This window comes from Leptospira sanjuanensis, from assembly GCF_022267375.1.
Taxonomy (GTDB): Bacteria; Spirochaetota; Leptospiria; order Leptospirales; family Leptospiraceae; genus Leptospira; species Leptospira sanjuanensis.
This window is the reverse complement of sequence record NZ_JAIZBH010000001.1, coordinates 3,437,226-3,451,261: the sequence shown is the minus strand read 5'-3', so window position 1 is coordinate 3,451,261 and position 14,036 is coordinate 3,437,226. Positions and strand designations below refer to the sequence as shown.

At 45.8% G+C, this 14,036-nt stretch carries 8 protein-coding genes; 4 read left to right on the top strand and 4 right to left on the bottom strand.

Annotated features, from left to right (window positions below; translation table 11 throughout):
* Positions 1 to 27: 27 nt before the first annotated feature.
* Entirely contained in the window at positions 28 to 2,658 is a 2,631-nt protein-coding gene (locus LFX17_RS15610) for a [protein-PII] uridylyltransferase family protein (protein ID WP_238747276.1), read from the top strand.
* Positions 2,659 to 2,772: 114 nt separating this feature from the next.
* Positions 2,773 to 4,470: an acyl-CoA dehydrogenase family protein gene (locus LFX17_RS15605; RefSeq protein WP_238747814.1), complete on the top strand. Its 1,698-nt coding sequence runs from the start codon at positions 2,773 to 2,775 to the stop codon at positions 4,468 to 4,470.
* Here the strand turns inward: LFX17_RS15605 and LFX17_RS15600 are convergent.
* Positions 4,467 to 6,137, bottom strand: coding sequence for a GGDEF domain-containing phosphodiesterase (locus LFX17_RS15600; RefSeq protein ID WP_238747275.1), 1,671 nt, complete (start codon positions 6,135 to 6,137; stop codon positions 4,467 to 4,469). The two genes, LFX17_RS15605 and LFX17_RS15600, sit on opposite strands and share 4 nt — an antisense overlap.
* A 444-nt stretch (positions 6,138 to 6,581) precedes the next feature.
* Between LFX17_RS15600 and LFX17_RS15595 the strand changes: the two genes are divergently transcribed.
* Positions 6,582 to 6,983 carry a hemerythrin domain-containing protein gene (locus LFX17_RS15595; RefSeq protein ID WP_238731026.1) on the top strand — a complete coding sequence of 134 codons (402 nt, stop codon included), beginning with the start codon at positions 6,582 to 6,584 and terminating at the stop codon, positions 6,981 to 6,983.
* A gap of 6 nt (positions 6,984 to 6,989) precedes the next feature.
* Here LFX17_RS15595 and LFX17_RS15590 read toward each other — a convergent pair whose 3' ends face one another.
* Positions 6,990 to 7,856 (bottom strand): MBL fold metallo-hydrolase, encoded by an 867-nt coding sequence (locus LFX17_RS15590; protein ID WP_238747274.1) that lies wholly within the window; start codon positions 7,854 to 7,856, stop codon positions 6,990 to 6,992.
* A 470-nt stretch (positions 7,857 to 8,326) separates the two neighbouring features.
* On the opposite strand from LFX17_RS15590, the gene LFX17_RS15585 reads away from it, so the two are divergent.
* A complete protein-coding gene (locus LFX17_RS15585) occupies positions 8,327 to 9,991 on the top strand; it encodes a hypothetical protein (protein ID WP_238731024.1) in 1,665 nt (554 codons plus the stop codon).
* A 172-nt stretch (positions 9,992 to 10,163) separates the two neighbouring features.
* Here LFX17_RS15585 and LFX17_RS15580 read toward each other — a convergent pair whose 3' ends face one another.
* Both LFX17_RS15580 and LFX17_RS15575 read right to left on the bottom strand, forming a co-directional pair.
* Positions 10,164 to 10,859 (bottom strand): TetR/AcrR family transcriptional regulator, encoded by a 696-nt coding sequence (locus LFX17_RS15580; protein WP_238731023.1) that lies wholly within the window; start codon positions 10,857 to 10,859, stop codon positions 10,164 to 10,166.
* Between the two features lie 7 nt (positions 10,860 to 10,866).
* Positions 10,867 to 13,977 (bottom strand): efflux RND transporter permease subunit, encoded by a 3,111-nt coding sequence (locus LFX17_RS15575; RefSeq protein ID WP_238731022.1) that lies wholly within the window; start codon positions 13,975 to 13,977, stop codon positions 10,867 to 10,869.
* Between the last annotated feature and the right edge of the window lie 59 nt (positions 13,978 to 14,036).

Sequence of the window (14,036 nt, the reverse complement as noted above, 5' to 3'; positions counted from 1 at the left end):
TTCGGACGAACTTTCAATTTTTATAATATGCCTCTGCAACTGGATATCACATACAGCTTTCAAAGACTTTTGGAAAAGAGCAAGAACGTGGGAGGTCGTCTCGTATCCAGACAGCTTACGCATATCGTGGATTCCTTTATTCTTTCCAAGTTCGAAAACTCGGGAGTCGAATTCAAATCCGGGGACGAACTTTGTATCATCGCGATGGGCGGCTACGGAAGAATGGAAATGGCTCCCCATTCTGACATCGATCTTTTATATCTTCACAACGGGATCAAGGTGCAAAGACTAGAGTCCGTAATCGGAAAGATCAACACCTATCTCTATGATTCGGGAAAGGAAGTCGGACATTCCTGCAGAACGATCAAGGAATGTTTTCAATATCTGGACGATATGTCCTCCTATCACGCGTTTCTGGACGCACGCTTCTTGGCGGGTTCGAGGGCTTTATTCGAAAAGTTTAAATCCGACTTTCTTGAAAAACTTCCCGCTAAATGGACGAAACGTTACAACGAGGCGAAAGAGGAGATTCTTTCCTCCCGCTTTCTCAACGAAGAACGCCCGATTTTGTTAAGCGAACCGAATCTTAAAACGGATCTCTGCGGTCTTCGGGACATTCAATATATGTTCTGGATGGAAAAGTCGGTCCGCAATCTTCCTTCTCTCGGCGGTTTATCGATTCTGCCCGTGTTTCAAAGAGGGGAAATCCAGCTTTTGCAGGAAGCGTATGATTTCATTCTTCGGACTAGGATCGCGATGCATAGGATCACTTCCCGTAAAACGGACCGTCTCGATCTCAATCTGCAGCAGGACGTCGCGGAGTCTCTGGGCTTCGGCAAAAAAGAGGAACTTTCCTCCGTGGAAAAGTTCATGCACGCTCTGTATCGTCATCAAAAGAACATCTACTTTATCATCCGTACGTATCTGGATTCCATCATCGAAAAAAGAAAAAGTTCCGAAGGCGAAAGTTTTCCGTACGAGGACCTTCACTTCTTTAAGATCGGGGACACGGTTTTTCCGCCGGTAATCGGCACTCTGTTTACGAATCCGCATACGATTTACAGAGACGTTATGCGCTCTTTTCGGATGATTCAGGAAAAGAATCTTCAGATTTCAGGCACGTTGCTGAACGAATTCCGATTCGCCTCCAATTTTTTGGACGACGACTTCAAATATTCTTCCGAAGTGAACGAGGAATTTTTGAAGATCCTGCGAACTCCCTCTCAAAGAGGACGAGTTCTCAAGCTGATGCACGAATCCGGCGTCTTGGCCGCGATTCTTCCCGAGTTCGGCGCCTGCACGAACTTTCCTTTGTTCAGTTATCATCACGAATACACCGTCGACGAACATACATTATTGATTTTGCATGAACTGGATCTTCTCGACGAGGGTAAGTTTCAGGATGCGGAAGTGCAGAAGGCGTATCGGGAATGTTCCAAGATCGAATTGCTCGCGCTCGCGATTCTTTTGCACGACGCGGGAAAAGTAAAGGAAGGCGATCATTCCGAATACGGGGCCGAACTCGTCGTGTCCGTCGGAGATCGTCTCGGATTAAGCGAAGAAGACACGGAGCTTTGCCGTTTTCTCGTGGAAAAACACACTCTCATGTCAGAGCTGAGTTCCAAACGGGACATCGGCGATCCGAAACTCCTTTTTGATTTTGCGAGAATCGTGGGAAGCAGAGAAAGATTAAGAAAACTGTATATTCTTACCGTAATCGACACGAAGTCCGTCGGAACGGGCGTTCTTACGAATTGGAAGAGTTCGATCTTGAACACTCTCTATCGGAATACGATTCCGTATCTCGTAAGCGATTCGGCGGATAACTTCGGCGAGACCGGTCCGGTTCGCGACGTTCAACTCGAGGACCTGAAAAATTATCTCGTAACAAAGGAGGGTTTGGACGAATCGATCGCGAAGTCCGTGGTTCAATTCGCGAACGAGGTCGTTCCAAACACCTATCTTCACACCGCTTCCAATCGAAAGATATTAAGAAATTTTAAAGCGATCGGAACGCTCGCACAGGATTCTTCCTTGCGGACGATCTTTGAAACGGAACAAGATCCCGCATTCGTAACGATCGACGTGGTAACGGTAAATCAACCTGAGATCCTTTTGGATTTATCCTGCGCGATTTCTTCCGAGGGTTTGAGCCTTTTGGGAATGAAGAGTTATACGATCGGAGAATATTGGATCACTTCGGTTCAACTGACGGATTCCGCGGGCGGCGGAAACTTACCGCAGGACAAACTTGATCGTGTCGAAGCGAAACTCAAATCGATCGCCTCCGGAAATTTGAAACGGGAAAGCATCGCCTTTCAACGAACGGGCTGGAATCCGCGCAAACCGACGCCGGAAAGCATCGTCAATCGTTCGGTGATGTTTTACAACGGCGATCTTCCGGACGTTACGATCATGGAAGTGAGAATGCCCGACGTAGTCGGCTTGGTGTATCGGATTCTTCAGGTGATTCTTCATTCGGATTTGAAAGTGCGTTATCTGAGAGTTTCGACAAGCGCCGATTATGCGTATGATTCTTTTTATCTGCAGACTGGAGACGGTTCCAAGCTGGAAGATCCGAATCTTCTTTTTAAACTGAGAGAAAAAATTCTCACCCTTCCTTTGGGGGAACAAATCCTCGAAGAAATTTCGATCTGATTGCGGATCTTTTTCGTTTTGTCGAACAAAAGTTCACGTTAGTTCGTTCGATTCTTTTTTGCTCGCTTGAAAACGCGGGTGGACTTATACTTTCCAAAGAATCAGGAGAGAATGATGCAGTATCCTTTAAACCAAGCCGCAAACCCGGCTCTCGCTCCGTTTGATATTTCCGATTACCGCGGAAATCGGGGAAAGAATTTTTACGATGAAGACAGAGTTTTGCAGACTCTCGTGGAAAAATATTCCAAAGGATACGATGCCGCGCATAAGAAAGCGATGATCGAACATCTGACGGGTTACGGTTCCTTGGTGGGAGGAATCTTGGACGAACTCACCGACGCTTCTCATAAGGAAGGAAAATACGGAGAGGTCGTCAAATACGATCGAACCGGAAACAGAATCGACGCGGTAGTTTATTCGAACGAACAAAAACTTTCCAGAAAACTTTCCTATGATTACGGAATCGTAAACTTAAACTATCATTCTTCCTGGAAACATCCTTTTACCGATCTGCATCGTTACTCGCTCGCATATCTCGCCAATCAAAACGGAGAAGGCGGAGTCACTTGTCCTCTCGCGATGACCGAAGGGATGATCAAGGTTCTCGAAGCGCTCGGAACTCCCGAACAAAAAGAAAAGTATCTTCGTCTCGTGGCGGGCGAAGGAAGCGAATCCCACTTTATGGCGGGTCAATACGTGACCGAAAGAGTGGGCGGTTCCAACGTAAGCGCGAACAGAACGATCGCGAGAAAACAGGAAAACGGAAAGTGGATTCTCACCGGAGAAAAATGGTTCTGTTCCAATCCCGGAGATCTTTGGGTCACGACCGCAAGAGTCGAAGACACGAACACGATCGGGATGTTTTTGGTTCCGCGCATCAAAGACGACGGTACGTTAAACGGACATCATATTCTCCGTAAAAAAGACATCATCGGTTCCAGGGGAAAACTCACCGTGGAAATCATCTACGACGGAGTGGAAGCGGAAGCGCTCGGACGTCCCGCGCACGGAATCGTGAATCTTATGAAATACGTGATCGGGATTTCCAGATTGCACGTATCGCTTGCGGCTTCCGGTATTTCGAGAAGGGCTTGGATGGAAGCCTACGAATACGCGAAGTTTAGAACGGCTTACGGAAGCAAAATATTAGAATTTTCTTCTTTACTAAAACAGTTGAGCGACCAAAGACTCAAACACACGGCGATGTTGACCTCCGTCTTCCGTCACGTTCATACGCCCGAACCTCTCAAACTCGCGGGAGAAGTGTTGGCTCCTCTGTTGAAATACAAATGTTCCTCCACTTCCACCGAGATCACGTACAACTCGATTTTGGTGTTGGGAGGAAACGGAATCGTAGGGGATTTTTCCGCGCTTCCGAGACTGCACAACGATTCCATCATCAACGAAACCTGGGAAGGAACGCATCTTTTGTTAAGCGAACACGTTTTGCGCGCGTTTAAACGGGAGAAGGTGGCAAAGACGTTTTTTAAATACGTGGAGGAAATCACCGATGCGAACAGCGAGGCCGCTGCAACGATCGGGAAAAAATCCAAACACTTGCAAAGTCTTTTGGACAACTCCACTTCGGAAGAATTGGATTTGAATCGGATTTACATCGCCGATCTTGCTTTCGAGACGTTCGCATTGGCGGCGCTTTCCGACATTTCCGGTAAGAACGCTCCGAACGCACAAAAGGATTTGTCCCTATTCCGAGACGGTTATTTGGATCTTGTGAATTCTTCCCATGAGTTCGCGCCTTCCGGAAGTTTTTCGGGAAACAACGAACGTTTAAAGTCGGTGATTCACTTTTAAGCTACGGGAAACGATTCGTTCTGCGCGATTTTCTCGGCGAGTTCGATTTCGACCGGATGAGAGTAGTAGTATCCTTGTCCGAAGTCGCAGTTGAGCTCCTTGAGAAGATCGTGCTGCATTTCGTTTTCCACACCTTCCACGATGATCGATTTGCCCATCGCCTGCACTAAGTTTACCATCGAAGTGATGACCGCGCGCGTGGAAGTCTGAAAGTAATTAAAAAGAAACATCTTGTCGAGTTTGATGTAATCGATCGGAAGGTGGATCAATCTTCCCAAGGAAGAATATCCCTTTCCGAAATCGTCGATCGCGAATTTAAAACCGTAATCCTTCAGTGAAGCGACAACCTTGCCGATCTGTCTTTCTTTCGCGTCGAAAGAATCCTCTACGATCTCCAGAATGATATGACCCGGTTGAATCTTATAAAAGTCGCTCGCTTCCTTCAGCAAAGGAAAGATATTCTTGTCGCTCAATTGTTTCGGAGAAATGTTCAGAGAAAGAGAAACGTTCTTGGATTTTAAGATCGAGTTTTCGTAATAACGAAACGTTTCCCAGATCATCCATTCTCCGATCGTTTTGATAAAACTGGAACTTTCCGCGATGGAGATAAAACTTCCGGGCAACAGCTTTCCTTTTTGAGGATGATTCCAACGAACCAGCGTTTCCATCGAGAAGATTCGATTCTCTTTGAGATCGATGATCGGTTGAAAATGAATTTCCAACTCGTTCCGATTCAGCACCTTTCTCAGATCGATTTCGATTTTGGCCTTTTCGGAAGAACGGCGGATCGCGCTGTGATCGTAGTAAAACAGGGAATTCGGCCCGATCAGACAGGACCGATGAAGCGCTTCCTTTAAAATTCGCAGACCGTTCATATCGGCTCCGGCCTCGGAATCGAAACGAGTATACCCGATGTTTACGTTTAAATGAAATTCCCGGTTTTCGTATGTGAACGGGAAATCGAAGAGCATTCGAAGGCATTCCGCAAACCATTCCGCTTTGACGTCTGAATCGACGATCGGAGAAGAAATCAGAAATTTATCGCTTTCGATTCGGAACAGATGATCGGTCGGATTCAGATATTTTTTCAAACGATCCGTGACTTTTACGGAAATCTCCTCAAAGTAGGAATTGTTTGCGCTGGATGCGATCGCGTCCGGATTGGATACGGAAAGAAGGAAGGAAAAATGACCTTCGGACACCGATTCATCTTCCGCTAGAAGATTGCCGAAATGATGCAAATAGTATTTTTGATTGGGAAGGTTCGTATTACGATCCCAATGGCCGGCCTCGTAATCCTTGCGGGGCTGAACGCCGAGTTGCGGTTTGAAACGAATCATGTAAGAATCGTCGAAGTCGTGAACGCTCAGTTGCAGTTGAAAGTTGGTTTCGTTCAAAAAAGAATCTTCGGGTTCTTCCGTTTCCTGCAAAAGATGGGAGATGTTCGTATCGCTTTCTAATTTCTGTTTTTTTGATTTTAGAACCGGTATTATCTTTTCGTAAAGTATTTGGAAATTGGGAAACGACCAAAAATTTTGAAACTTATGATTTGCGTATACTTTCTTCCATTCGCGATCAACAACAACGATTCCTTCCGCAGACTGATCCGAAAAATACAGTAGCGATTTCTGTAAAGACGGAGATAGATTTTGTATTTGCGTTCCCATATTAAAATATTAACGTCAAACCGTAATAATGAAATCCGTACTATAATTCAAAATGTTCGCTATTATAACTATGCATCGAGAAACATTCTTTGCCTCGATGATTTCGCTGGTAAAAACAAACACAAATTGGAACGTTCAACGAGATTGTTTCGAATTTGTAAAATTTGTGATAGAAGCAAACGATCTTTTCTTACGCTCAAATGAAGAATTCAAGGAATAAACACTTGGCCTATAACCGGGTTTCGTCTTTTTGGATTTAGGATTCTTGCTTTCAGTGTTTATATTGAACAAGTTGTAGAATAAGAACCTGTTCCAAAGGAAACGGATGACACCGCTCTTTACGGATCGCAATGTCAGGGACAGAACCTTGCAGCTTAATCTTTCTGATAAAGTGCAGTCAGTTTGAGACCACGCTGTAAATTTTCTAAGTGAAGGAAAACGATTTTGAACATAGAATTCTATAAAGTTCAATACGCGGAAATTCAAAAACTTCTCACCGATCTTGAAAAAAGATTATACGGCGAAATTTCGGAAAGTATGGACGGATTGCTTCACGAACTTGCTAGCTTCTGCGCTCGATTGAAACTTCATATCAATGTGGAAGAAAGCGTGATCTATCCGAAAATCAAAGAAAGCGACGTGGAAAATTCCTCATCCATTGCGGAGGAATATAAAAAGCGTACTATGGAATTAAAGAGTTCTTTTAAAACATATCATTCCAAATGGTTATTGCCTTCTTCCATTTTAAAAAACGAATCTCAGTTTCGGGAAGATACCGAAAAACTAATCCTCGCTTTGCGAGAGAGAATTCGAAAGGAAGAAAACGAGATTTACATTCTCTTTTAAAGATGTCTAACGTTTCTCCATCCAAGAAACACAATCCTGCAACATTCTCCGCATCGTCTCGTATCCCTTGTTTGCGGGATAACCGTGACCGGGCAAAACCCATTCGAAAGAAGTATCCAACAAACGTTTCATCGACTTCGTTTGTTCCGGCCAGGAAAACCAGCAAACGCTTCGAAACGCGATCAATCGATCGCGGTTTGGATCGTATGCGAGATGATCTCCGGTAAATAAAAATCGATCGTCCAAAAGAAGAACCGCGTGCCCTTTCGTATGACCGGGAGTCGGAATGATCTTTACGTCCTCCGCCAACGTATAAACCGAATTTCCCGAAAGGAAAATTTCAGCGTTCGGAACAGCGCTTCTCTCGTCTTCGTGAATGATCCGTTCGCATCCGAAACGTTCATGAAATTTTTGATGATCGGCGACGTCGTCTCGATGCGTAAGAAAGTGATAACGGATACCGCCGAGACTTTCGATCTTATCGGCAAGTGACGGAACGAATCGGGGAGAATCCACGAGAATGTTTCCGTCCTTTCGAACGATCAGATAGGAAAACGCACCGTAAGAATCCTTGGAATGATAACCGCAATGATATACGTTCTTTTCTATCAACGACGGAAAGCCTTCTTTCGCTTCTTTTAGATCGGTTCTGTCTTCGGTTCCGATCGAGGTCGTCGGACAGGCGATTAAGGCCCGTAAGGCCGCATTCTTTTCGAGCGCCGTTTCCGGTTGGCGTCGGACATACGAGGCTCCGTTTTTTTCGGAAAATGTCGAAGGTGCGAGAATCCTGCAGGTTTCGCAGTCGATGCAGGTCGAATCTACGTAAAAGTTTCCCGGCGAGTTTTCAAGGCGCTTTTTTTGCAGAGTTGCCATGTGTTAGTTAGACCTTTCTTTTGTGAAATGCCGCATTCGTCCTTTGGAAGATCGTTTGTTCCGATCAACGTCTTTTTAACGGCGACGGAGATGCGAAATAAATTTCCCGCTTCTCGAACTGATTGGGTTGTAAAGACTTTCTTTTTCCGTCGTATCCTATCGTACTTTCCGGTCTTGCCGGATTCTTTACAGGTAAGGAATAGGCCGGTTGATTCTCCCGTAACGTTTTTTGAAGCCGAAAAACGTCCATACAAAGTCCGCGGATTTGTTTCCCGGACCATTCCTAAAAGAAAATATCTGGGCAAGCCGCCGTCTGAATCCTGCATGGGGCGTTTTATCGGATTTGAGCATTGTAATCAAAATGAAATAATTCTCTCATCTGATTGTAACGTAAATGAAATATAGATTTCGATTAAATTACAAAAAGGTTCAAACAGAGAAGGGGACGGATCTTGATCCGGTATCTTGAAATGGAAAAGAAAAAGAAACGTAATATAAGGGTTAGAAAATTACAAATCGGTTTTCAGATAATCGGGTTGGTTTTGTTAACCGAAGTCGGTTTATTCGCTCAGGATAAGCCCGTGGGAGACAAATCGGCTGAAAAAGCGAAGAAGGAATTTTACGAAGACAACGATACGGGTCTGATTTATACGAAACCCGGTCCGAACCGAACTAAGATCGATTCCTTGAACAAAGAAGGGGCTTTTCCGGAACGCAAGGATATGCAGCTCCCCAATCATTACAAACACAGACCCGACAACATCAATGAAGAGAAACTCGTGATCGCCGCAAGAACGCAGTTCCGCGCGGTCAGCGGGGATCGCCAATCTCCCTTTTCCGGGAACGAGGACTTTCATACCGCCGATGCGAACTTTCGAAGACTTCGTCTCGGATTCTTTTACCAAGGTGCGAAGTGGTGGGGTTTTGCGACCCAGCTTCGTCTCGAAAACGCGATCAACAGCCAATTCTTAAGAGTTACGAAGGATAAAACTACCGGAGACGTTCAGGATGTAACCTTGAACGACGCGAGAGGTTTGATTCACGAAGCTGTCGTCTGGCTGAACATTCCGTTTATGCATTCCCGTTTTACGATCGGTCAGATCAACGTTCCGTTCAACCGGGAATACATCCAGAGTTCGGCGAACTTCGTTTCCTTGGAACGATCGATCGTAACCAATATGCTTCCTCAGTTCGACACGGGCGCGATGATCGCGGTTCACCCTCTCAGCGTCGTCGATAAAAAATACACGAGATATTTATCTTTGCACGGTTTTATCGGGAACGGTCACGGAGGCGGCGGGGACTACGGGTACGGTAGAAGACAAGACAATACTGCGGCTCGTCAAAATCTTCCTCAGCTACTCGCTCCGATTTATTACGGAAGAATTCAATACAACGCTTTCGGCGGTTTGGTGAAGAAGGACAACGATATCGGTTGGGTGGAAGGAGACGAGATCTTTCAGGACGATGCGAAGTTGTCTTTCGGAGCTGCCGTCGCGCAAACGACTCAGTTGAAAACCGCACAACCCGTTCCCGTTGAATATCTGTTTAAAGAAATCAATCCTACAACGGCTCTTGCGATTCAGCAGACTACTCCTACCGGAGGTACGGATCCGACGGGACTTCGTTCGGATTATCTCGCGGCCAGAACAATCACTACGCCGGGACGTCCGAATTTCGGAATTGTCGGTCATACTTACGATATGACGTTTACATGGAAGGGGTTTTACTTAAACGGAGCTTGGAGCAAATTTTCCGGCTCGGCCGCAAATCAAGTGATGGGATATCACGGGATGATCGGCTACAACTTCCATCTTTACGATTCCAAATACATCATGCCCGTTCTTAAAGCGGAGTTTATGAAAGGGGATTGGAATCAGAATCAGATGTTCGAACCCGGCGAGGCGTATTACATCTATTGGGCCGGAATCAACTTGATGGGAGATTATCATCTCTTCAAGGTTCAACTTTTCTATCAGGTCATTCATACGAACGTCGCGAAGAATTATTTCTGGAACACTCCGGACAATCGGGACGCGAGAAACGTCTATCTTCAGTTCCAAGCGAATTTTTGGACGGGAACGACTTCTCCCGAGAATATTTCCGGCGGTGCGATTTACAGACAGGACTATTGATCCAAGTCGGACGAAGGGACGGATCATCCGATCGACGCGATGTCCGTTCCGGTTTGTTTCCGTTTCAGAAACTCGGCGAAATGTTTTTTACGAAAGTATTTGATAAACTCAGCGAAATGTTTTTTACGAAAACATTTGATAAACTCAGCGAAATGTTTTTTACGAAAACATTTCAAGTTACGAGAAGGGATCGGTCGTAGAGTTTCAAAAGAGATCCGATTTCCACGTCTCCCCCCAATGTGCAAAAAAAAGAATATGCCTGATTGATGGTAAACCCTTCGATCAGGTATCGAAAGATCAGAAAGATCTCCTCTTTTTCGAAATCCATCCGAATATACCCGAGCTTTTGCGCGCGTTTGATATTGCTCAGATGATACCGCTGATACAATCGATTGTAGTAGTTTATTTTTTTCTGAAGTTTTTCGTTCGTGAGAATTTCGTTCGTGAGGAATTGGTAACAGACACGGTTGAGTTCCTTTTTGGAATGGATCTCCAGCAGGATCGGTTTGAGATATTCTTCGCGGATCGCGAGAGAACTCGTGCATTTCTGAAACAAGGACTGCGTGATTTCCAGATCTTTTCGAGCCGCGTAGTCGATCAGAATATAGATCAGATCGTCCTTGCTTTTGAAGTGTTCGTAAAACGTTCCTTTGGCGAATCCCGCTTGCGCGGTAATGTCCTCCACTCTCGCTTCGTGAAACCCCTTGCTTCCGAAAATCATCAAGGTCGCTTCCAAAAGTTTGTCCCTTGTTTCGACTGATTTTTTCGATTCTTTCTTTGCGGAAGTGGGGTAATGCGCTCCGAATCCGGGAAAGTTTTCCTTTTTCCCGGATTCGTTTTTGAGATCTTCTTTTGGGTTCGAAGTCAACGCCTTATTACTTCTTGGATTTTTTACCGCTGAATTTCATAGAAAGATCGTTGAACACGGATAAGGTAATCGGAACGTATAAAAGGCTGCCAAGCGTACCGAAACCCAATCCCCAACCTAAGGCCAAGGTCATCGGAATCAAAACCGGATCGGAACCTCCGAGACTGTATGCGGTCGGCAAAAGACCGGCCACCGTGGTAAGAGTAGTCAAAAGGATCGGCCTGAATCTCCGTTGGCTCGCTTCGATCAGAATTTCGTCCATCGTCGCTTTCGAATCTTTTCGAATCGAATCGATACAATCCACAAGAACGATCGATGCGTTTACGAGAACTCCCGCGAGACCGATGATACCGATCATCGCCAAGAAGCTGATGGATTTGCCGGAAAGAGGAAAGCCGATCACGATTCCTATGATTCCCAACGGAATGGTGCTTAGGATCAACACGGGTTTCCAGAAGCTTCGGATCGTTAACGCGAGAATTCCGAAAATACCGAAGATCGCGATCAGTCCCGCCTTTGCGAGAGAAGCCATCGATCTTTGTGTGTCTTTTTCTTCTCCGCCGAAGCTGATCGAAATGCCGGGATATTGTCTTTCGATCAGCGGTTTGAATTCGTCGATCACTCTTTGATTCGCGTCGTGCGCCGTGATTTCGTCTAACTTAACGTCGCCGTTGACGGTGATTGCTCTTTCGAAATCCTTATGCGCGAGAAGTTCGGGGGATTCGATCAGATCCATCTTGGAAATCTTTGCAAGATTCGTAATGTTCCCGGCCTTGTTGCGCAGAGGGATCGATTTGATCTCGTTCGGATTTTTGCGGAAATCCTTGTCGTAAAGAACTCTCAGATAGATTTTCGTTCTTCCTTTGCGGACGGTTCCCGCTCTTTCTCCGTCGTAGGCGGCGCGAAGGCTGTTCGCTGCGGACAACGTGGAAACTCCCGTAAAACTTTCCAAACCCTCGTCCAGTTGGATATACATCTGTTTTCTTCCGTAACGATAATCGTCGCGGACCGAAAACACGCCCGGAATCGATTTTAAAAACGCCTGAAGTTCGTTCGAAATCTTCTTTAGAGTTTCGTAATCTCTTCCTTGAATGGAAATCGTGATCGGCGCACCGATCGGAGGAGCGTTACCGAATTCCTCCAAAAAGATTTCGTTCACTCCCGGAGTTTTTCTTAAGTCGGGTTCGATGCTGCGGAGAATTTCCGAGGCCTTTCGATCCCGTTTCACTTCCGGCGTAAGATAAATCAGAATCACCGCGAGATTCTCGCCGAAACGAGACAACGGATCGTCGGGATCGGTTTGTTGAACTCCGATTTTCGTGGAATAGCTGACCAACTCTTCCTTAGGAATTCGTTGAACGATGCTCTCCATATACTTCATCTTCTCTCTCGTTTGGAAGATTCTCGAAGTGGGGGGAAACTCCGCTTTGATCATGATGATCTCGATGTCTTCTTTCGGGAAAAGAATGAAGTCCATCTGAGACATCGCTCCGCAGGAACCGAATACGAGAAGAAGGATCACCGCAAACGAAGACTTCTTATGTTTGATGTTGAACGAAACGAACTTAGAAAACTTCGCTTCGATCGATTGGAAGATGGAATCCATCTTTTGACGGAATCGGCTTTTGATCTTCATCTGATCCGGAGTTTTTGCGAACGCGGCGATTCTCGCGGGAAGAAAGAGAAAGGATTCGATCAAACTCGCGGTAAGCGCGACGATCACGACCAGAGGAATTTCCCAGACGAATTTTCCCATGATTCCCGACATGAACAACATCGGTAAGAATGCGGTCACTGTCGTGAGGTACGAACCGAAAATCGGAACGATCATCTCCACGGTTCCGCGTAAGGAAGCGGTAAACGAATCGTTCTTTTCCGCGAGATACGTGTAGATGTTTTCCGAGATGACGATCGAGTTGTCGACGAGCATCCCCAAAGAGATGATTAGACCCATCATCGAAATCATGTTGAACGAAACGTCGAAAAACGGTAGAACCGCAAAGGTCATCAACATCGAAAACGGCAGGGAAAGGGAGGTCAATGTCGCCGTTCTAAAATCCAAAAACAGAAACAGAATTCCGAAGACGATCGCAAATCCGATCAACGCGTTAGACGAAACTACGTTCAAACGGTTCTTGGTCCGTTTTGCCTCGTCGTTTAACACGAACGTTTTCATGCCGGAAGGATAGGTTTTGGAAAGTTCGCCGAGTCGTTTGTGGACGTTATCCGCAACTTCGATCGCATCCGCTCTTTCCTTTTTGATCACGGAAAGAATCAAACCCTGTTTTCCGTTTGCGATCGCGAGAAATCTAGGATATTCGAACGTGTCCTCTACTCGCGCGAGATCGCGGAGTTTAACGGTGGAAAATATCTCGTTCGTTCTCGCGGGAATCTTTCCGATTTCCGAAGGATCCTTGAATTCACCGTCGATTCTCAAATCGAACGCGGTATCGGAGTCCACCGAACCCGCCGGAAGATTGATGTTCCGATTGCGGATCGTATTGGTGATATCCGTAAGATCGAGGGAATACTGCTTTAGTTTATTAGCATTGACTAATATTTGCCATTCTCTGTCGCGTTTTCCGAAGACGTCCACGCGTGCGACGCCTTGGATCTTTTCGAGTTCTCGTTCGACGAATTCCGCGGTGGTATGGAGTTCGATTTCGTCCTTACCTCCGAAGATCGAGAATTCGAGAATCGGAAATGAGCCCGATTTCCGTTCGGTCATTTTCGGTTTTTCGGTGACTTGAACCGGGAATTCGGACATCGCGTTGTCCACGGCTCTTCGGATTTCGTTCAAAACTTTTTCCGGGTCTTTTTCTTCCAGACTAACGCGAACGTCGATATCCGAGAGCGAATTACGCGAAAACGAACGGATCTCGTCGATTCCGTCGATTTCTTTGAGTCGTTCTTCGATCGGATACGTGACTCGAAGTTCCACATCCGCGGGAGAAGCCCCCGGGAATTTCGTGGAAATGACCATTTGTTTCATGTCCACGTTCGGAAAAGCGTCTCGTCGCAATCCCAAGAGGGATACGACTCCGGACAAGAAGATGAAAGTCATCCCCAAATACATGAAAAGGCGGTTTTTGATAAAGGATTCGATTAAGGATCTCATATATATTTCTGACTGACTGGTCAGTTTCTCAAAGGGTTTGTTTTGCTGTCAAACTTGAA